This window comes from Stenotrophomonas sp. JC08, from assembly GCF_052180205.1.
GTDB lineage: Bacteria > Pseudomonadota > Gammaproteobacteria > Xanthomonadales > Xanthomonadaceae > Stenotrophomonas.
In genome coordinates, this window is sequence record NZ_CP197473.1 from 1,809,986 (window position 1) to 1,830,485 (window position 20,500).

The following is a 20,500-nucleotide window of genomic DNA, read 5'->3' on the forward strand; positions in this document are numbered from 1 at the left end:
CCGGCTCTTCTGCCATCTACACCCGACAACGTGCCGGGTTGTGCTGGTCACCCGACCCCGGGGGACAAATCTCCCCCACGGCGGCACTCAGTGGGCGGCCTTTTCCGCCGCCTTGGCGTGACGCTGCTCCAGCACCGCCACCGCGTCCTCCAGCGACAGGCCGCGCGAGCGCAGCAGCACGATCAGGTGGAACAGCAGGTCGGCCGATTCGCCGAGCAGGTCCTCATCCAGCTGCACCACGCCGGCCAGCGCGGTTTCCACGCCCTCCTCGCCCACTTTCTGCGCGATGCGGCGCGGCCCTTCCTCGAACAGGCGGGTGGTGTAACTGTTGATCGGGCGGTCGTGCTCACGCTGCTTGACCAGCGCATCCAGCGCGCCGAGGAAATTGCCAGGGGCGTCGGCAAAGCAGCTGACGCTGCCGGTATGGCAGGTCGGGCCGTGCGCTCGCGCACTCATCAGCAGGGTGTCGCCATCACAATCGGCGCGGATCGCCACCACGTCCAGGTGGTGGCCGGAACTCTCGCCCTTGGTCCACAGCCGCTGCTTGCTGCGGCTGAAGAAGGTGACCCTGCCGCTGTCGCAGGTTCTGGTGAGCGCGTCGCGGTCCATGTAACCGAGCATCAGCACCCGCTGGGTGGCGGCATCCTGCACGATGGCCGGCATCAGGCCGTCGACCTTGTCCCAGTCCAGCGTGCTGGCATCGAAAGATTTGAATTCAGTTGGCATCACGCACCTCGATCTGCTGGCTGCGGAGGAACTTCTTCAGCTCCGGAATGGCGATGCTGCCGGAATGGAACACGCTGGCAGCCAGCGCACCGTCGACATCGGCCTGTTCGAACACATCGGCAAAGTGCTGCGATGTACCGGCACCCCCGGAGGCGACCAGCGGCACCGTGCACAGCGCCCGCGCCTGGCGCAGCTGGGCGATATCGAAGCCCTGTCGCACGCCATCGCTGTCCATACAGTTGAGCACGATTTCACCGGCGCCGCGCTGCTGTGCCTCGCGCAGCCAGTCCAGCGTCAACCGTGCCTCGTCGCGGGTCTTGGCCGGGTCGCCGGTATAGGAACGTACCCGCCACTGGCCGTCGGGCTCGCGGATGGAATCGATGCCGACCACCACGCACTGCTGGCCGAAGGCGTCGGCCAGCTCGCCGATCAGCGCCGGGCGTTCCAGCGCCGGGGTGTTGATGGAAATCTTGTCGGCGCCGGCATTGAGGATCTGGCGGGCGGTGGCGACATCACGGATGCCGCCGGCCACGCAGAACGGGATGTCGATCAGCCGCGCAACCCGCTCGATCCACGCGCGATCCACCGAGCGCCCTTCCGGGCTGGCGGAGATGTCGTAGAACACCAGCTCATCGGCGCCGGCATCACGGTAGCGCAGCGCCAACTCGGTGATGTCGCCCATGTCGACGTGGTCGCGGAACTTGACGCCCTTGACCACTCGCCCTTCGCGCACGTCCAGACAGGGAATGATGCGGCGGCTCAGCATGCCAGCGCCTCCTGCAGCTGCAGGCGGCCTTCCAGCAGTGCCTTGCCCAGCACCGCCCCCGCACATCCGGCGGCCTTGGCGGCGCGGATGTCAGCCACGTCACGCACGCCGCCCGAGGCCTGCACCGCCACTGCGGGCAGCAGCGCCGACAGGTGCGCGTACAGCGCGATGTTCGGGCCGGAAAGCATGCCGTCGCGGGCGATGTCGGTACACAGCAGGTGGCGCATGCCGGCGGCGGCATAGCGGCTTGCCAGTTCGTCGAGGGTGACATCGGCGGTTTCGGTCCAACCGTGGATCGGCAGACGCCAGACGCCATCGGCGCCCTGGCGGGTGTCCAGCGCGATGGTCAGGTGCTCCGGGCCGAACTCGCCCAACCAGGCTTCCACGGCCTCGGGCTGGCGCACCGCCAGTGAACCGACGACCACCCGGCTGGCGCCGGCATCGAGAATGCGGGCGATATCGTCACGGCCGCGTACGCCGCCGCCGGTCTGCACCTTCAGGGTGGTCTGCGCAGCGATCTGCGCCAGCAGTGGCGCCAGCGTGTAGCCGCCGGCCTTGGCCGCATCCAGGTCGACCAGGTGCATCCACTGCGCGCCGGTAGCGGCAAAGGCTTGTGCGCGCGGCAACGGATCATCGCCATAGGTGGTCTGCTGGGCGTAATCGCCCTGCAGCAGGCGCACGACATTGCCGTTGCGGATATCCAGCGCGGGGTAGACGGTGAAGCTCATTCGAATTCGGTCTCGAGGAAATTGCGCAGAATGCGCGCGCCGGGGCCGGCGGAACGTTCGGGATGGAACTGCGCGCCACACAGCCGCCCGCGCTGCACGACCGCGGTGAACAGGCCGCCGTGGTGACAGGCCGCCACCGTGTCGGCGGTCACCGGGGCGGCATAGCTGTGCACGAAATAGGTACTGGCACCGGCCGGCACCCCCTCCAGCAGCGGCGACTCGCGCAGCGCCAGCAGTTTGTTCCAGCCCATGTGCGGCACGCGCACGCCAACAGCCGGATGCAGGCGACGGACGATGCCCGGTAGCAGGCCCAGGCATTCCACATCGCCTTCTTCCGAGCGCTCGAACAGCAGCTGCATACCCAGGCAGATGCCCATCAATGGCACCTGCAACGCACGCAGCGGCTGGACCAGCCCCTGCGCATGCAGGCGCGCCATGCCGGCGGCGGCGGCACCGACGCCCGGCAGGATCACCCGCTGCACGTCCTCCAGCTCCGCGGCGGTGCGCACCATGCGTACGTCCACCTCCAGCCGCTCCAGCGCATAGCGCACCGAGCCGAGATTGGCGCCGCCTGCATCGATCAACCCGACACGGATCACAGCGCCCCCTTGGTCGAAGGCAGCTCGGTGCCCTCCTTGCGGATGGCCTGGCGCAAGGTCCGCGCCAATGCCTTGAAGCAGGCCTCGACCTTGTGGTGGTCGTTGTCGCCTTCCACCTTGAGGTTGAGGTTCAGGCCACCGGCATCGCACAGCGAGCGGAAGAAGTGCGGCACCAGTTCAGTGGGCATATCGCCCACCTTCTCGCGTTTGAAGTCGCCCTCGAACACGAAGTACGGGCGGCCGCTGAAGTCCAGTGCGGCACTGGCCAGGGTTTCGTCCATCGGCAGGGTGAAACCGTAGCGGCCGATGCCACGCTTGTCGCCGAGTGCTTCACGCAATGCCTGCCCCAACGCCAGACCGGTGTCCTCGATGGTGTGGTGCTCGTCGATATGCAGGTCACCGCGGGCCTCGACTTCCAGAGCGAAGCCGCCGTGGCGGCCGATCTGGTCGAGCATGTGGTCGAAGAACGGCAGGCCGGTGCTGATCCTGGAATCGGCCACTTTGTCCAGGTCGACGAACACGCGGATCTGCGTTTCCTTGGTATCCCGGCGCACACTGGCCCGGCGTGGCGCATCGGCCAGTTCATGGGCGATGGCGTCCCAGTCCCACTGCCCACCGAACTGTTCGGTATGCAGCTGGAAGCCACGGATCTTCATGTTGTCGGCGAATTCGATGTCGGTGGGCCGGTCGCCGACCATCGCTGAGCGCGCCCAGTCGATGGAGCGGTCCTGCAGGTAGGACAGCATCATGCCGATGCCCGGCTTGCGGTTGGGGCTGTTGTCGGCCGGCCAGCTCGGATCCACCAGCACCTCGCGGAAGGAGATGCCCTGGCTTTCGAAGATCTGCAGCATCAGGTTGTTGGGGCCATCGAAGCTTTGCTGCGGATAGCCTTCGCTGCCCAGCCCGTCCTGGTTGGAGACGATGACGAACTGGTAGCCGGCATCACGCAGTTTGAGCATGGCCGGGATCACGTTCCTGACGAAGCGGATCTTTTCGAAGGCATCGATCTGGAAATCGGCCGGTTCCTCGATCAACGTGCCATCGCGATCGACAAACAGAATGGGGGTCATGCAACTGGCTCCAGGGCGGAAAGCGCGGCAAGCACGCGGTTGTTCTGGTCGGGGGTACCGATGGTGATGCGCAGGGCGTCATGCAGCTGCGGCGCGGCGCGCTGGTCACGCACCACCACGCCGGCAGCGAGCAGCGCCTCGAACGCGGCCTGCGCGTCGGCAAAACGCACCAGCAGGAAATTGGCATCCGATGCATACACACGGCGCACTGCCGGCAGTACCGACAAGGCCGCCTGCAGGCGTTGCCGCTCGGCGATGACGGTGGCGATGCGGGTGCGGGTCTGCGCCAGCGCAGCTTCGTCCAGCCCATCCAGCGCCAGCTGCGAACAGGGCGTGGGAATCGGATACGGCGCCTGGCAGCGGCGCAGCACCGCGACCAGCCCGGCATCGGCGATCACACAGCCGATGCGGGCAGCGGCCAGCGCATGGGCCTTGGACAGGGTGCGCAGCACCGCGATGTTGTCGTAACGCGACAGCAGCGTAGTGGCCGAGGGTTCTCCGGCAAACTCGCCATAGGCCTCGTCCACCACCACCAGCGCCTGCCCACGCAACGCGCTGGCCACGGCTTCGACCTGCACCAGTGGAATACTGCGCCCGCCCGGGTTGGACGGCGAGCACAGGAATACCAGCCTGGCATTGCCCTGCCTGGCGACGGCGATGACTGCATCGATATCGGGAACCAGTCCATCGGCGGTATCGCACAACGGCACCTCCAGCGCCGGCGCGTTCTGCAGGCGTGCACTGACCGCATACATGCCGAACACCGGTGGCGTGAACAGCACGCCATCACGTCGCGGCTCGCACAGGGCGCGCACCAGCAGATCGATGACTTCGTCGCTGCCGCGGCCAATCAGCAGCTGTTCGGACTGGCAGCCGTACAACTGCGCCAGCCGCGCGCGCAGTGCCTGCGGTTGCGGATCGGGATAGCGGCGACAGCTGGCCTGCGCATCGCCCGGATTTGCCCAAGCCGATTCATTGGCGTTGAGCCAGACATCGCCGTCGAGCTTGGTGCTGCGCGCGGAGGAATAACCGGCAAAGTCGCGCAGATCGGCACGCACCAGATCGAGCACGCCACTCACGATGCCGCCTCCAGCCGTACCGCGACGGCATTGGCATGTGCGCCCAGGCCTTCGGCGCGTGCCAGCGTCAACGCACACGGGCCGATGGCGGCGATACCTTCGGCGCTGGCGGCCTGCACGCTGATCTGGTTCTGGAAACTGGCCACACTGACGCCGCTGTAGGCGCGCGCGGCACCGGCAGTCGGCAGCACGTGGTTGGTGCCGGAGCAGTAATCACCCAGCGCTTCGGGCGTGTAGTCACCCAGGAATACCGAACCGGCCGCTTCGACCTGCTCCAGCCAGTGACGTGGTTCCCGCAGCGCCAGGATCAGGTGCTCGGGAGCATAGCGGTTGGAAATGGTGAACGCCTGCTGGATCGACTCGACCCGGATCAGCCGGGAGGATGCCAGCGCTTGGCGAGCGATATCCTCACGCTCCAGTGCAGCCACCTGACGCTCCACCTCCACCGCAACAGCGGTGATCAGCGCGGCATCATCGCTGAGCAGCAGCACCTGTGAATCCGGACCGTGCTCGGCCTGCGACAGCAGGTCGGCGGCAACGAACACCGGATTGGCGCCGGCATCGGCGATCACCAGCACTTCGGAAGGACCGGCGGGCATGTCGATGGCGGCCGCACCGGTCTGCGCGACCTGCTGCTTGGCTTCGGTCACGAAACTGTTGCCCGGCCCGAACAGCTTGTCGCACGCCGGTACCGAACCGGTGCCGTAAGCCATCGCCGCAATCGCCTGCGCCCCGCCGATTTTGAATACGCGATGCACGCCGGTCAGTCGCGCAGCCACCAGCACCGCCGGATCGGCACTGCCGTCCTTGCGCGGTGGCGTGCACAGCACCACTTCACGACAGCCGGCCAGGCACGCCGGCACTCCCAGCATCAGCGCGGTCGAGGGCAACGGCGCGCTGCCTGCCGGCACATACAGGCCGACGCGACCGATCGGGCGGATCATCTTTTCGCAGCTCACGCCCGGCGCGGTTTCCACCGCATACGGTGTCGCCATGCCAGCGCGGTGATAGGTGGTGATACGCGCGGCGGCCTGCTGCATGGCGATACGCAATTCGGCCGGCACCGCCAGCTCGGCAGCGGCAAACTCGGCCTCGGAAACTTCAAAGCTTTCCGGTGCGATGCCATCGAAACGGGCACTGATCTGGCGCAAGGCGTCGTCACCTGCGGCACGCACCTGCGCGATCAGCGCGGCAACCGTCTCGCGGGTCTGCGCGGCAACGGCCTGCACCGGGCGGGTCAATGCGCGGCACTGGGCCTCGGCATCCAGGGCATTCCACTCAAGCATGTTCATGCCAGCGACTTCTCCACAGCCAGCACCATCAGTCCCTGCGCGCCGGCGCGCTCCAGTTCCTCCAGCCGCTGCCAGCTGAGCGCACCGTTGCACATGGTCTGCAGGCGGATCGCCGTACCGGCATTGCCGCCAGGCAGGCGCAGCAACGGATCGGCATCAGGCAGCAGCCGCGCCAGTGCATCGATGCGGTCTTCCTGCGCGCTGAACATCAGCAGCTTCTGGTCCTGCACCCTGCTCAGGCCATCCAGCCGCCGCAGCAGCATCGCCATCAGCCCGGCACGGGCGTCATCCAGTTCGTGCGCCGGCCCGGCCAGTACCGCTTCGCTCTCCAGCAGCACCTCCACCGGCTTGAGCTGGTTGGCGGCGAGCGTGGCACCACTGGAAACCAGATCGCAGATCACCTCGGCGGTGCCGAGCTTGGGGGCGATTTCCACCGAACCCGACAGCTCGACAACCTGGGCATCGACGCCCTGTTCCTGCAACCACGCGCCGAGGATGGCCGGATAACTGGTGGCGATACGCTTGCCCGCCAGCTGTGCCACCCCTTGCCACTCCCACTCCTCGGGGACGGCGATCATCAGCCGGCACTGGCCGAAGCCCAGTCCGCGCAGCGGCTGGTAAGCATCGGGCAGACCGATCTGGCGGCGCGCCTTGGCCTGCTCGTCCAGCTCGTTGAGGCCGACCACGCCCAGATCGCAGACACCATCGGCAATCAGACCGGGAATATCGTCATCACGCACCAGCAGCAGATCGACCGGCAGCGATTCGCCGAAGCAGAACAGCTTGTCGCGGCTCTGCCGCCAGCTCAGGCCACAAGCGGCCAGCAGACTGCGCGCGGGATCGGCCAGGCGGCCACTTTTCTGGATGGCAATACGCAGCCGGTCACGTGCCGGCGCGGTGGTGGAAGCACTCATGCGGTTGTCTCAGTTGGATTCGGTTTTGCGCGGGGCGATGCGCGCGATGGCCGTGGCGTAACCGCCCGTACCGTGTTCAAGCGAACGCGCGACCCGGCCGATGGTGGTGACGCTGACCCCGGTCAGGTCGTAGATCTCGCGATAGGGAACGCCCTTGCGCAGCAGTGGCACCACCCGCCAGCGGTCGGCCATGGCCTCCAGCTCGGCCGGCGTGCACAGGTCACGCAGGAAGGCCTGCACTTCCTGCGGCTTGTCCAGCGCGGCCAGCGCGCGCGCCAACGCTTTCAGCGGGGCATCGGAGGGCTTCTCTTTCTCGGTATCGATGCGCGGTTTCATTTGTATCAATGTAATAGCGTGCTAATACATTAGTGCGTGACGTGCAGAAGGTCAAACCCGCAAGAACCGGCACGGCAGTGCGGTTCATGTCCGTACCGGCCTGCTGCACCATGCCGATTCCGCAAAATGAAAAGGCCCCGCACTGCGGGGCCTTTGATCAAACCGGAATCTCTGCGACTTAGCGCGCCATCGCGCGGGCCTGTTCCAGCTCCACCTGCAGCGTGCTGGCCAGCTCCTCGCGGGCCACTTCGAACTGCTGCTCGCGCAGCAGGTCCTTGACCGCGACCACGCCACGCGCCAGCTCGTCCTCACCGGCCAGTACCACGAAACGGATACCGGCCTTGGCCGCGTACTGGAACTGCTTGCCGACCTTCTTCGGCTCCATCTGCACTTCGGTGTTGATGCCACCGGCACGCAGGCGGCGGGCGATATCCAGCGAATGCGGCATCGCCGCCTCGTCCATCAGTGCCACCATCGCCTGCACGCTGCTTTCGGCGATGCCGTCGATCAGCCCGGCTTCGCGCAACTGCCAGAACAGACGGGTCAGGCCGATGGAGATGCCCACGCCCGGGAGCCGCGACTTGCTGTAGTGGCTGGCCAGGTCTTCATAACGACCGCCGGAGCAGATCGAGCCGATCTGCGGATGATCCAGCAGCGTGGTCTCGTAGACGGTGCCGGTGTAGTAATCCAGCCCGCGGGCGATGGAGAAGTTCAGGCAGTACGCGCTTTCCGGCACGCCCAGTGCCTTGACCAGCTCCAGCACCTCGCGCAGTTCGGCCGCACCGGTGCGCAGCGACTCGCTGGCGCCCTGCCCGGCATTGGCCAGCACCGCATGGATCTGCGCCAGCGCGTCGGCATGCGAGGACGAACGCACTTCGACAAAGGCCAGGATGCGCTCGACCGCCTCGACCGGCAGACCGAAGTCCGGACCGACCAGCGTTTCGCGCACATAGTCGGCGCCGCGCTTGTCCAGCTTGTCGACCTCGCGCAGCACCAGCGCCTGCTGCTGCGGATCGGCCACGCCCTGCGCCTCGAAGAAACCACGCATCAGCTTGCGGTTGTTCAGCTGCACGGCGAAGTCGCCGATGCGCAGCTCGGAGAACACCGCATGGATCACTGCCAGCACTTCGGCGTCATAGCGGATGCTCAGCACATCCTTGCCGATCACGTCGATATCGCACTGGTAGAACTCGCGGAAGCGCCCGCGCTGGGCGCGTTCGCCACGGTAGACGCGCTGCATCTGGTAGCGGCGGAACGGGAAGGTCAGCTCGTGCTCGTGCTCGGCCACGTAACGGGCCAGCGGCACGGTCAGGTCGAAGCGCAGCGCCAGCTCCGGCAGGCCGCCCTTGTCGGCGGATTCGGCGGCATTGGCCAGTGCGCCGGTGGACTGCACAAAGTACACCTGTCGCTCGGTCTCACCACCGGACTTGGTCAGCAATACATCCGACAACTCGAATACCGGGGTTTCCACCGGCAGGAACCCGAAGCGCTCGTAATTGCGGCGGATGACGTCCAGCATGCGCTGGAACGCGATCTGCTCGCGCGGCAACAACTCCATGATGCCGGGCGGGGTACGGGGCTTGATCACGGGCGGAACTCCTGCAACTCGGTGGGGGAAACGGAGGCCAATTCTAGCCGGACAGCACCCCCACCGACCGTATGAAGTATCATTTGCCACTCTCCCCCGTGTGCCAACACCATGTCCCGGCCCGTGCCCGGTCCCGAGCAATCCTCAACAGCGTCCGACAGGATGGAAGGCAGCGCCCTCAGCGAATGCCTGCATTGCACTGTCCGCCATCTGGCGGTGTGCTCGGCGCTGTCCTGCGATGAAGTGCAGGCACTGGAAGACATCACCGTGTCGCAGCAGATCCCGCTGGGCACGACGCTGGCCCGCACCGGCGAGCCCCGCTCGCACATCTACACGGTCACCGCCGGCGCATTGCGGCTGGTACGAACGCTGGCCGATGGCCGCCGCCAGGTCAGCGGCTTCGCGCTGCCCGGCGACTACGTGGGACTGAGTGGCAGTGACAACCACCGTTACGACATCGAGGCCATTGCCGACAGCCGCGTATGCCGGGTGCCGGTGCCGCAGATGCGGGAATTGCGCCTGCGTTACCCGCACCTTGAGCGCAAGCTGCTGCAGCGCGCCTGCCAGGAGCTGGATGCGGCACAGGCCAATGCCCTCGCCCTCGCCCGCCTGCAGCCGCCGGAGCGGCTGGCCGACTTCCTGCTGCGCCTGTGCGCACGCGAAGCGCAGCGCGGCCAGGTTGGCAACCGCGTGTCACTGCCGATGGGACGCAGCGATATCGCCGACCATCTCGGCCTGACCATGGAAACGGTGAGCCGCACGTTCACCAAGTTGCGCCAGCAGGGCCTGATCGCGCTGCCGCATCTGAATGTGGTCGAGATCCTCGATTTCGCCGGGCTGCAGCAGCTGGCCAACGACGAATTCTGAAACCCTGCCTCAGTTGCAGCCGGCCATGCAGTTGCCCAGCCGTTCGCCGCAGACCGCGCTGCGTGACCGGCTCTGGCAGAAGGCCTGCGATGTCTGGCAGGCGCCGCGCAGCTCCGGGTCGGTGATGCGCTCACAGGCACTCTGGCGGCTGGCCTCGGCGCAGTCGCCGTAACTGCCGGTATCAGCCATGCAGGCCTGGTAACGCCCCTGGCAGGAATTCACACAGGCGCCCGGATCGCCCCTCGGCGCATCGCGCCAGCTCGCCGTGCCGCAACCGGCCAGCAGCATCGGCAACACAACCAGAAACCCCACATACCTGCGCATCGGCCGGCCCCGGAAACGACGATGGCCCGAGCATAGCCCGGGCCATCGCAGCGCTACAGCCTGACGCTGCCGTTTACTCGACCACCACCGGAATCCCGGCGATGCGGGCCTGCCATTCGCGCGGGCCGGTGGTATGCACCGACTCACCGGTGGAATCCACGGCCACGGTCACCGGCATGTCCTGCACGGTGAACTCGTAGATCGCCTCCATGCCCAGATCGGCGAAACCGACGACCTTGGCCGCCTTGATCGCCTTGGACACCAGATAGGCCGAGCCGCCAACCGCCATCAGGTAGGCCGACTTGTTGTCGCGGATCGCCTCGATCGCCGCCGGGCCGCGCTCGGCCTTGCCGACCATGCCCAGCAGACCGGTCTGCTCAAGGATCTGGCGGGTGAACTTGTCCATGCGGGTGGCGGTGGTCGGGCCGGCCGGGCCCACCACCTCGTCACGCACCGGATCGACCGGGCCGACGTAGTAGATGAAGCGGCCCTTCAGATCGACCGGTAGTTCTTCGCCCTTGTTGAGCATGTCGACCATGCGCTTGTGCGCGGCGTCGCGGCCGGTCAGCAGCTTGCCGTTGAGCAGCAGGGTCTGGCCCGGCTTCCAGCTGGCCACTTCTTCCGGCGTGATGTTATCCAGATCGACGCGGGTGCCCTTGGAGGCGTCATAGGTGATCTGCGGCCAGTCTTCCAGCGACGGCGGGTCCAGCATCACCGGGCCGCTGCCGTCCAGGGTGAAGTGGGCGTGGCGGGTGGCGGCGCAGTTCGGGATCATCGCCACCGGCAGGTTGGCGGCGTGGGTCGGGAAATCCTTGACCTTGATGTCCAGCACCGTGGTCAGGCCGCCCAGGCCCTGCGCACCGATGCCCAGCGCGTTGACCTTCTCGTACAGCTCCAGGCGCAGCTCTTCGGCACGGTTGGAAGCGCCGCGGGCCTGCAGGTCGGTGATGTCGATCGGCTCCATCAGCGATTCCTTGGCCAGCAGCATCGCCTTCTCGGCAGTACCACCGATGCCGATACCGAGCATGCCGGGCGGGCACCAGCCGGCGCCCATGGTCGGCACGGTCTTGAGCACCCAGTCGACGATCGAATCGGACGGATTGAGCATGGCGAACTTGCTCTTGGCCTCGGAGCCACCACCCTTGGCGGCCACAATCACCTCGACCTTGTCACCGGGGACGACCTTGACGTTGACCACGCCCGGGGTGTTGTCCTTTGTGTTGATGCGCTTGCCGGCCGGGTCGGCCAGCACCGAGGCGCGCAGCTTGTTGTCCGGATAGGCGTAGGCGCGGCGCACGCCTTCGTTGGCCATGTCCTCCACGCCCATGGTGGCGTCGTCCCAGCGCACGTTCATGCCGATTTCCAGGAACACGGTGACGATACCGGTGTCCTGGCAGATCGGCCGGTGGCCCTCGGCGCACATGCGCGAATTGATCAGGATCTGCGCGATGGCTTCCTTGGCGGCCGGCGATTCCTCGCGCTCATAGGCGGCGGAGAGATTCTTGATGTAGTCGGCCGGGTGGTAGTACGAGATGTACTGCAGCGCATCGGCGATGGACTGGATGAGGTCTTCCTGCTTGATCGATGTCACGTCTTGCTCGCTTGCGGGGGCTGGCGGGAGTGGAGCCGCCCATTTTAGGCCAAAGTGCGCTCCGCACCCGCCCACCCTGCCGGCACACGCTGTTGCGCGCTGCTGCACGCACCTGTTCAGGTGGCCGGTAGCTGCCGGCGGCGCCAGACAGCACAATAGCCCGGCATGGGAACCCTGGTACTGATCCTCGACCTTATCGGCACCTTCGTTTTCGCCCTGTCCGGGGCGACGATGGGGGTGCGTCGGCATCTGGATATCTTCGGCGTGCTGGTGCTGTCGTTTGCCGCGGCGCTGGCCGGTGGCATCACCCGCGACCTGTTGATCGGCGCCACACCGGTGGCGGCGATCAGCGACTGGCGCTATCCAGCCATCACCCTGGCTGCCGGCATCGTCACCTTCTACTGGAAACCGCTGATCCAGCGGCTGCAGTACCCGGTGCGGATGTTCGATGCGATGGGCCTGGCGCTGTTCGCGGTGGCCGGCACGCAGAAGGCACTGGCCTTCGGTATCGCTCCGCCACTGGCGGCCGCACTGGGCATGCTCACCGGCATTGGCGGTGGCATCGCCCGCGACGTGCTGCTGGCCCAGGTGCCGCTGGTGCTGCAGGCCGAGCTGTATGCCGTGGCCGCGCTGGCCGGTGCGGCGGTGGTGGCGCTGGGCTACTGGCTGGACCTGCCGGCCATTCCCTGTGCGCTGGCCGGTGCCGGGCTGTGTTTCGGCCTGCGGATGATGGCCATGCATTACGACTGGCATCTGCCCAAGGCGCTGCAGTCCTCCGACCCGCCGCCCCCGGAAGGTCCGCGCCAGTAAGCCTGCACGGCGACAATTGGCCGCGCTCCCGCTCCGGCACAATGACCACCGCCGAGCCGCCCGCCCACAGATCCCGCCGATGCCGCCACCGATCCCTCCCGCTGCCCCGCTGAAACTGCGCGAACGGTTCCGCGCCCTGCGCAACCTGCCGCCATTCCTGCGGATGATCTGGCAGGCCAGTCCGACGTTGGCCCTGTGCAGCCTCGGATTGCGCCTGGTGCGCTCGCTGATGCCGGTGGCGATGCTGTATGTCGGCAAGCTGATCATCGACGAGGCGGTCCGGCTGGCCGGCCTGCCCGGCACTTTCCCGCCGCTGGAACAGGCGCTGGCCAGCGGCCTGCTCGGCCAGTTGCTGCTGTTGCTGGGCATCGAGCTGGGCCTGGCGATCGGCTCGGATCTGCTCGGTCGGCTGGTGGGTTATGCCGATTCCCTGCTCTCGGAGCTGTTCACCAACGCCAGCAGCATCCGCCTGATGGAGCATGCCGCCAAGCTGGATCTTGAGGATTTCGAAGATCCGGATGTGCAGGACAAGCTCGACCGCGCGCGCCGCCAGACGCTGGGCCGCAGCAACCTGATGAGCCTGCTGTTCGGCCAGCTGCAGGACGCCATCACCGTCACCAGCCTGGCGGTCGGCCTGGTCATCTATGCACCGTGGCTGATCGCGCTGCTGGCGCTGGCGCTGGTGCCGGCGTTCCTCGGCGAATCGCATTTCAACGCGATCGGCTACTCGCTCAATTTCCAGTGGACCCCGGAACGGCGCCAGCTCGACTACCTGCGCCAGACCGGCGCCAGCGTGGAAACCGCCAAGGAGGTGAAGATCTTCAACCTCCACCGCTTCCTGATCGAGCGTTACCGGATGCTGGCGGCGCGGTTCTACCTGGCCAACCGGCGGCTGGCGCGCAAGCGGGCGCTGTGGGGCACGCTGCTGGCGGCACTGGGCACGCTCGGCTACTACGTCGCCTACGGCTACATCGCCTGGCGCACGGTGCGCGGTGATTTTTCCATCGGCGACCTCACCTTCCTGGCCGGCAGTTTCCAGCGCCTTCGGCAACTGCTCGAAGGCCTGCTGACCGGCTTTTCACAGGTCGCCAGCCAGGCCATGTATCTGGACGATCTGTTCTCGTTCTTCGCGATCGAACCGGAGATCCACTCGCACCCCGATGCGCTGCCGGTGCCGCGGCCGATCCGTGAGGGCTTCGTGTTCGAGAATGTCGGCTTCCGCTATCCCGAGGCCGAACGCTGGGCGGTACGCCATCTCGACTTCCAGCTGCACGCCGGCGAGGTGATCGCACTGGTCGGCGAGAACGGTGCCGGCAAGACCACGCTGGTGAAGCTGCTGGCGCGGCTGTACGACCCGGACGAAGGCCGCATCCTGCTTGATGGCCACGACCTGCGCGATTACGACCTGGACGAGCTGCGCGCCAACATGGGGGTGATCTTCCAGGACTTCGTGCGCTACAACCTCACCGCCGGCGAAAACATCGGTGTCGGTCTGGTCGAAGCGATGGACGACCAGCCGCGTATCGAGGACGCGGCGCACCGGGCACTGGCCGATGCGGTCATCGACAGCCTGCCCGAAGCCTACGCGCAGCAGATCGGCCGCCGCTTCAAGACCGGCGTGGACCTGTCCGGCGGGCAATGGCAGAAGATCGCCATCGCCCGTGCCTACATGCGCGATGCGCAGGTGATGATCCTCGACGAGCCCACCGCCGCACTCGATGCACGCGCCGAATACGAGGTGTTCCAGCGTTTCAAGGAACTGTCGGACAAGCGCACCGCGGTGCTGATCTCGCACCGTTTCTCCTCGGTACGCATGGCCGACCGCATCCTGGTACTAGCCGACGGCCGTATCGAGGCCAGCGGCACCCACGAGCAGCTGATGGCCGCTGGCGGGCGTTACGCCGAATTGTTCGAACTGCAGGCTGCCGGCTACCGCTGAAATACCGACCGCGACACGGAAGATGCGTCATCCGCAGCAGCGTGCAAGCTGCCCGCCCGCAGTCATTTCGTTCTCCGCCCCGACGGCGACAAAACGTCGCATCCGGCCACGGCAGGCCGGTTTGCTAGAATGGCGTGGTTTGCTCATCCGACAAGAATCCCGGCATGTCTTCCGCTTACGGCACCGAAACGGTGCTTGAAGTCCGTCACTGGACGGACGCCTACTTCAGCTTCTCCACCACCCGTGACAGCGGCTTCCGCTTCGAAAACGGCCAGTTCGTGATGATCGGCCTGGAAAACGAAGGCAGCCGCCCGTTGATGCGCGCCTATTCGCTGGCCAGCGGCAACTGGGAAGAGCAGCTGCATTTCTTCAGCATCAAGGTGCAGGACGGCCCGCTGACCTCCCGGCTGCAGCATCTCAAGCCCGGCGATACGATCCTGGTCGGCAAGAAGCCCACCGGCACGCTGCTGATCAGCGACCTGCACCCGGGCAAGCACCTGTACCTGCTGGGCACCGGCACCGGTCTGGCGCCATGGCTGAGCATCGTCAAGGACCCGGAAACCTACGAGCGCTTCGAGAAGGTCATCGTCTGCCACGGCGTGCGTTTCGAAAAGGACCTCGCCTACCGCGAGTACTTCGAGAAGGAACTGCTGGAAGACGAGATCCTCGGCGAGATCGTCCGTGACAAGCTGCTGTATTACCCGGCGGTCACCCGCGAGCCGTTCCGCAACCACGGCCGCCTGACCACGCTGATGGAAACCGGGGCGATGCCGCAGGCGCTGGGCCTGCCGCCGTTCGACCCGGCCAATGACCGCTTCATGATCTGCGGCAGCCCGCAGATGCTGGCCGACCTGCGCAACGTGCTGGACGCACGCGGCTTCGAGGTTTCACCGCGCATCGGCACGCCCGGCCATTACGTGTTCGAGCGCGCCTTCGTCGAGAAGTGAGCCACAACAGACGGTGGTGCGGACACGGCTCCGCAGCACCGTCTGATCCGTGCGCACGGACTTGGCCACCATGCGCCATTGCCGCGCAACGGCTGCCAAGTCCCCGGCGACCGCAGCGCTGACCGCCCAACCGCGACTGGTGGCGATGCCGCTGCATCGGTTGACGCCGACCGGGTGAAGAACGCCGCGCATAAACAGATGCAGCCGGCGGATATCTTCCTGTATCATCAAGTGAGAACAATTCTCACTATCCAGCCATGACCCTACGTCTGCTTCTGGCGCCGCTGTTGGCGTGTGCCCTTCTGTTGTCTACGCCCGCCCTGGCTTCCGGCACATCGGTCGCCACCACCTGGCGGCTGCTGGATTACATCGCGGTGGATTACCGTGAGGCGGTCCGCGACGGCGTCGTGGTCAATCCGCTCGAATACGGGGAAATGCAGGAATTCTCGGCGACCGCGGCGGCGGCCATCGCCGAACTGCCCCCCGTTGCCGGCTCGGAAGAACTCGGTACCCAGGCCCGGCAACTGCAGGCGGCCATTGCCGACAAGGCCGCACCCGAGACCATTGCGCAGATGTCCCGCGATCTGGCCGCGCTGCTGGTCACCTATCACCCGATCCCCCTGCTGCCGACCCAGCCGCCGCAATTCGAACGCGGCAAGGCGCTGTACGCGCCGCTGTGCGCCAGCTGCCATGGCACCACCGGTGCCGGCGACGGTCCAGCCAGTGCCGGTCTGGACCCGCCGCCGATCGACTTCACCGATGCCGGACGTGCCCGCGAGCGCAGCGTTTTCGGCCTGTACCAGGTGATCGACCAGGGCCTGGAGGGCACCTCGATGGTCAGCTACGCCAGCCTGCCGGAAGAAGATCGCTGGGCACTGGCCACCTATGTCGGCGCGCTGGCCTTCCCCGAGGAACAGGCCGAACGCGGGCGCCAGCTGTTACAGGCCCTCCCGCCCTCGCAGGCGGTGGACCTGGAAGGCTACGTGAGCCGGACACCGGCGGCATTGGCCCAGCAGGTGGGGCAGGACAACGTCGACGCGATCGTGGCCTATCTGCGCCGTCATCCGGATGCAGCGGCGCAACCGCAGGAAGTCGCACCGGCAACCTCTCTGGACACCGCCCGCGAGCTGCTCGAACAGGCGATGGATGCCTACCGGAACGGCGATGCCAAGGCCGCCAAGACGCTGGCGCTGTCGGCCTACCTGGACGGTTTCGAGCCGGTCGAGCCGCTGCTGGCCGCCCGTGACAAAGCGCTGATGGTGAAGATCGAAGCCGCCATGGCACGGGTCCGCTCCGGCATCGCCGCCAATACACCCGCCGGTGAACTGCAGGTCCAGGTCGACGAACTCGACGCTCTGTTCAACAACGCCGGGCAACTGCTGGTGTCGCAGCAAAGCTCCGGGGCATCCAGCTTCGTGGCGGCCTTCACCATCCTGCTGCGCGAAGGGCTGGAGGCGCTGCTCATCGTCATCGCCATCGTCACCCTGCTGCGCAAGGCCGAACGTCGCGAGATGCTGCCGTGGGTACATGCCGGCTGGAGCGCCGCGCTGCTTGCCGGGCTGGTCACCTGGGGGCTGGCCACCTGGGTCATCACCATCAGCGGTGCCAGCCGTGAACTGACCGAAGGCTTCGGCTCGCTGCTGGCGGCCATGGTGCTGGTCTGGGTCGGCATCTGGATGCACGGCAAGAGCCACGCCGACTCCTGGCAGCGCTATGTGCAGGAGAAGCTGTCGCACGCACTGAACCGCAGCTCCGGATTCTTCCTGCTGGCGCTGGTGTTCCTGGTGGTTTACCGCGAAGTATTCGAGACCATCCTGTTCTATGCCGCGATCTGGAACCAGGGCAACAAGGGCAGCGTCATCGCCGGTGGCGCCAGTGCCGCCCTGCTGCTGGCCGCGGTGGGCTGGGCGATGGTTCGCTACAGCCGCCGCCTGCCCATCGCCCAGTTCTTCCGCCTCAGCTCGCTGCTGGTCGCGGTACTGGCGGTGGTGTTGATCGGCAAGGCAGTCTCGGCCTTGCAGGAAGCCGGTTACCTGCCCATCGCCTGGCTGGAACACGCACCGCGCATCGAACTGCTGGGCATCTACCCGACCGTACAGGGGTTGTGCGCCCAGTTCGTCACCATCGTCATCCTGGTGCTCGGCTTCCTGTGGTCCAACCGCTCGGCGCGCACGCCGCACTCCTGAGCACGGCCGGCACCGTCCGCAACCGCGCACGATGCCCTCCCTTGCAACTGGCCGCTGGCTGTCGCTCAACCGGCAGTCAGCATTGCCCACATATCCGCGGCATAAGCTGCGACAGCCCGTAAATACGGGCCGGCCTGCACCATGTGCCCGACACGCACGGCTCCCGGGTACCCCGTGAACCGGACAATCAGGCCAGTGCATTTCCAATGCGTACCTTCGCCAAGAAACAGGCTTAACGAATACAGCGCCGCCTTTTATAGTGAATGGGCCGGGTCATGATGATCCGGCCCATTTTTTTCAGGGGATCGTTGTCATGGGTTCAAGCAGTTCCCGTACCAGTTTCATCGAACAGCAGCGCATTGAGCTGGAGCTCGAAAAATCCAGGTGCGAACAGACCATGCAGGAAGCGCAGGTCGCGATTAAACACGCCTACACCGAAGCGGAGAAAGCCGTTGGCGCCATGCGTGGCCCATGGGATGCTGCGCTGGCCGGGCAGCGGCAAGAGGTATTGGCCAATGCCGCCAAGGGTACCTGGGGTCGCGCCCTGACCCTGCGGGCGTTGTGCAATGGCAACAACGGCCTGTGGCTGGGCATCATCGTCGCCTTGCTGGTGCTGATGAGCGTGACCGGGATGCCCCCCTGGTCCCTGCTGGGCCTGGTGGCGAATTATCCGGTTGCCCTGATCAACCCGCTGTTCTGGCTGGAAAGCGGGCTGTGGATTACTGCCATCGCCTATGCGGTGATGGTCTGGCTGGGCCGCAAGCGGCTGGCCAAGACGGCGGCCAAAGCCGAGCTGGAGGCCCTGCAGCAGCTTTCCAGCTTCAGCCTGCAAGCACTGGCGTTCGGCCAGAAGCATACCGATGGCCGCCAGCACCCCTACCCGGCCGTGCGCGTGCCCGCCCCGGACCCGAGTGATCCGGTCCTGAGCTGGAACCTGGCAGAAGCCCATGACAACTCCCAGGCGGTGTTCGTCAGCTTCACCGACAATCCCGGCAACGATCCGATCGCGCTGATCCGGCTGCCGCTCAATGGCCACACGCCCGATTGCATCCAGATCCGTTCGGTCAGCGACAGCCTGGCCGTGATCGCCGGCAAGGTGGCTGCCAACGCGGTGCCCGGCCTGACCGCCCATGCCGGCCCGCTGAACGCCCTGCTCAAGGCGGGCGAACCACTGCAGCGCGAGCAGCAGCGTCTGGTCACGATCAACACCCGGCTCCAGTCCCTGGCCAAGCTGGAAACCAGCTGGAAGGACGTGGCCATCCCCGATGACACCCTGCAGCAGGTGATCCAGCTGGTGGACCGTTTCGCCGCCGGCCAGCCGCCACTGCCCAAGGGCATGCTGTTGTGGGGCCCGCCGGGCACCGGCAAGACCCTGATCGCGCGCAAGCTGGCGCAACACGTCAACTGCACCTTCAAGGCGGTGACCATCGCCGACCTGAAGGGCGAGCACATCGGCCATACCGGCCCGAAGGTCAAGAAGATCTGGGACGAATGTCGCAAGAACGCCCCCACCATCCTGTTCGTGGACGAATGCGAGAGCGCCTTCGCCCGCCGCGGCGGCCGCGATTCGGACGCCTTCGGCAACGAGCTGGTACAGACCTTCATCGCCGAATGGGACGGCTTCAACCAGGGCGGCGGCAATGTGCTGGTGATCGGTGCCACCAACCGCCGCGAGCTGCTTGACGATGCGGTGATGTCGCGCTTCACCACCGCCATCGAGCTGCCGGCGCCCAATGCCGACGCGCGCGAGCGCATCCTCACCGCCGAGTTCTCCAAGGCCAACCTGCCCTTCCCGGCCGAACAGCAGCTGGTACGCGAGACGAGCGGCATGTCCGGCCGCGATCTGGCCACGCTGGTCACCAGCGTGGTGTCCTCGCGCCCGTCCGGGCAGCCGGCCTATGAGGATTTCATCACCGCGGTGAGCAAGCTGCGCGGCAAGTCCTCGACCTCGGTGGAAAGCCTGAGCTGGGACGACGTGATCCTGCCGGCCAAGACCCGCCGCGAATTCGAGAGCCTGGGCAAGGAGCTGGTCCATGCCGAGGAACTGGCCAGGATGAACATGCCGGTGCCGCGCGGCATCCTGCTGTACGGCCCGCCGGGCACCGGCAAGACCCAGGTCGCCCGCGTGCTGGCCAGCCAGTCCGGGCTGTCGTTCATGGCCGCCTCGTCCTCGGACATCAAGGCCTCGTACATCGGTGCCTCCGGCGAGAAGGTCAAGCAGCTGTTCGAAAAGGCCCGCGCGCAGGCGCCGTGCATCCTGTTCCTGGACGAGCTGGACACCGTGGCCCGTTCGCGTGACGGCGGCGATGTGATGACCACCGAGATCGTGGCGCAGATGCTGCAGGAACTGGACGGCATCAGCACCAAAAAGGGCCAGGTGTTCCTGCTGGCCGCCTCCAACCACCCGGACAGCATCGACAGCGCGCTGCTCTCGCGGCTGGAGCGCAAGATCGAGATCGGCCTGCCCGACCAGCCTTCGCGCGAGGCGATCCTGCGCCTGCAGCTGGGCGGCAAGCCGCTGGATTTCGACCTGGAGCAACTGTTGCCGCAACTGGCGCAGGCCACCGAGGGCAAGTCCGGCCGCGACCTGCAGTCGCTGGTCACCGCCGCCACCCGCAACGCGCTGCAGCGCGCCATGATCGAACATGGCGATCCGACCAAGGTCGTCCTGCAGTCCAACGACCTGCTCGAGCAGGTCCAGGCCAGCGGCCAGCCCGCATAAGCAAGCGCCGCCACTG

At 66.5% G+C, this 20,500-nt stretch carries 18 protein-coding genes; 6 read left to right on the top strand and 12 right to left on the bottom strand.

Annotated features, from left to right (window positions below; genetic code table 11):
- Nucleotides 1–87: 87 nt before the first annotated feature.
- From hisIE to hisS, 10 genes are all read right to left on the bottom strand, one after another.
- Nucleotides 88–726: a bifunctional phosphoribosyl-AMP cyclohydrolase/phosphoribosyl-ATP diphosphatase HisIE gene (hisIE, locus tag ACSBPQ_RS08280; RefSeq protein WP_442681723.1), complete on the bottom strand. Its 639-nt coding sequence runs from the start codon at nt 724–726 to the stop codon at nt 88–90.
- The gene (gene hisF, locus ACSBPQ_RS08285; protein ID WP_442681724.1) at nt 716–1,492 is read right to left on the bottom strand and encodes an imidazole glycerol phosphate synthase subunit HisF; all 777 of its coding nucleotides are present in this window, start codon (nt 1,490–1,492) and stop codon (nt 716–718) included. Before hisF ends, hisIE begins: the two co-directional genes overlap by 11 nt.
- Complete coding sequence (gene hisA / locus ACSBPQ_RS08290) at nt 1,486–2,220, bottom strand: 1-(5-phosphoribosyl)-5-[(5-phosphoribosylamino)methylideneamino]imidazole-4-carboxamide isomerase (protein WP_442681725.1); 735 nt, start codon at nt 2,218–2,220, stop codon at nt 1,486–1,488. The genes hisF and hisA overlap by 7 nt, the downstream gene beginning before the upstream one ends.
- Nucleotides 2,217–2,819, bottom strand: a complete 603-nt coding sequence (gene hisH, locus ACSBPQ_RS08295; protein WP_442681726.1) for an imidazole glycerol phosphate synthase subunit HisH — start codon at nt 2,817–2,819, stop codon at nt 2,217–2,219. The genes hisA and hisH overlap by 4 nt, the downstream gene beginning before the upstream one ends.
- The gene (hisB, locus tag ACSBPQ_RS08300) at nt 2,816–3,889 is read right to left on the bottom strand and encodes a bifunctional histidinol-phosphatase/imidazoleglycerol-phosphate dehydratase HisB (RefSeq protein ID WP_442681727.1); all 1,074 of its coding nucleotides are present in this window, start codon (nt 3,887–3,889) and stop codon (nt 2,816–2,818) included. Before hisB ends, hisH begins: the two co-directional genes overlap by 4 nt.
- Nucleotides 3,886–4,971 carry a histidinol-phosphate transaminase gene (hisC, locus tag ACSBPQ_RS08305; RefSeq protein WP_442684551.1) on the bottom strand — a complete coding sequence of 362 codons (1,086 nt, stop codon included), beginning with the start codon at nt 4,969–4,971 and terminating at the stop codon, nt 3,886–3,888. Before hisC ends, hisB begins: the two co-directional genes overlap by 4 nt.
- Complete coding sequence (hisD, locus tag ACSBPQ_RS08310; protein WP_442681728.1) at nt 4,965–6,260, bottom strand: histidinol dehydrogenase; 1,296 nt, start codon at nt 6,258–6,260, stop codon at nt 4,965–4,967. Before hisD ends, hisC begins: the two co-directional genes overlap by 7 nt.
- Nucleotides 6,257–7,174, bottom strand: coding sequence for an ATP phosphoribosyltransferase (hisG, locus tag ACSBPQ_RS08315; protein ID WP_442681729.1), 918 nt, complete (start codon nt 7,172–7,174; stop codon nt 6,257–6,259). Before hisG ends, hisD begins: the two co-directional genes overlap by 4 nt.
- A gap of 9 nt (nt 7,175–7,183) precedes the next feature.
- Nucleotides 7,184–7,510, bottom strand: coding sequence for a YerC/YecD family TrpR-related protein (locus ACSBPQ_RS08320; protein WP_442681730.1), 327 nt, complete (start codon nt 7,508–7,510; stop codon nt 7,184–7,186).
- A gap of 178 nt (nt 7,511–7,688) precedes the next feature.
- Nucleotides 7,689–9,098 (bottom strand): histidine--tRNA ligase, encoded by a 1,410-nt coding sequence (hisS, locus tag ACSBPQ_RS08325; RefSeq protein WP_442681731.1) that lies wholly within the window; start codon nt 9,096–9,098, stop codon nt 7,689–7,691.
- A gap of 162 nt (nt 9,099–9,260) precedes the next feature.
- On the opposite strand from hisS, the gene ACSBPQ_RS08330 reads away from it, so the two are divergent.
- Nucleotides 9,261–9,965, top strand: coding sequence for a Crp/Fnr family transcriptional regulator (locus ACSBPQ_RS08330; protein WP_442681732.1), 705 nt, complete (start codon nt 9,261–9,263; stop codon nt 9,963–9,965).
- A 9-nt stretch (nt 9,966–9,974) separates the two neighbouring features.
- On the opposite strand, the gene ACSBPQ_RS08335 is transcribed toward ACSBPQ_RS08330, so the two are convergent.
- Nucleotides 9,975–10,277: a hypothetical protein gene (locus ACSBPQ_RS08335; protein WP_442681733.1), complete on the bottom strand. Its 303-nt coding sequence runs from the start codon at nt 10,275–10,277 to the stop codon at nt 9,975–9,977.
- Nucleotides 10,278–10,362: 85 nt separating this feature from the next.
- Nucleotides 10,363–11,880 carry a fumarate hydratase gene (locus tag ACSBPQ_RS08340; protein WP_442681734.1) on the bottom strand — a complete coding sequence of 506 codons (1,518 nt, stop codon included), beginning with the start codon at nt 11,878–11,880 and terminating at the stop codon, nt 10,363–10,365.
- Between the two features lie 165 nt (nt 11,881–12,045).
- Here ACSBPQ_RS08340 and ACSBPQ_RS08345 point away from each other — a divergent pair, with 165 nt between their 5' ends.
- The 5 genes from ACSBPQ_RS08345 (at nt 12,046) to ACSBPQ_RS08365 (ending at nt 20,484) form a co-directional block, all read left to right on the top strand.
- Nucleotides 12,046–12,690: a trimeric intracellular cation channel family protein gene (locus ACSBPQ_RS08345; RefSeq protein WP_442681735.1), complete on the top strand. Its 645-nt coding sequence runs from the start codon at nt 12,046–12,048 to the stop codon at nt 12,688–12,690.
- A gap of 79 nt (nt 12,691–12,769) precedes the next feature.
- On the top strand, nt 12,770–14,629 hold the full coding sequence (locus ACSBPQ_RS08350) for an ABC transporter ATP-binding protein (RefSeq protein WP_442681736.1): 1,860 nt from the start codon (nt 12,770–12,772) through the stop codon (nt 14,627–14,629).
- Between the two features lie 164 nt (nt 14,630–14,793).
- Nucleotides 14,794–15,576: a ferredoxin--NADP reductase gene (locus ACSBPQ_RS08355; RefSeq protein WP_442681737.1), complete on the top strand. Its 783-nt coding sequence runs from the start codon at nt 14,794–14,796 to the stop codon at nt 15,574–15,576.
- A gap of 305 nt (nt 15,577–15,881) precedes the next feature.
- On the top strand, nt 15,882–17,762 hold the full coding sequence (locus ACSBPQ_RS08360; protein WP_442681738.1) for an FTR1 family protein: 1,881 nt from the start codon (nt 15,882–15,884) through the stop codon (nt 17,760–17,762).
- Nucleotides 17,763–18,075: 313 nt separating this feature from the next.
- Nucleotides 18,076–20,484, top strand: coding sequence for an AAA family ATPase (locus ACSBPQ_RS08365; RefSeq protein WP_442681739.1), 2,409 nt, complete (start codon nt 18,076–18,078; stop codon nt 20,482–20,484).
- Nucleotides 20,485–20,500 lie beyond the last annotated feature (16 nt).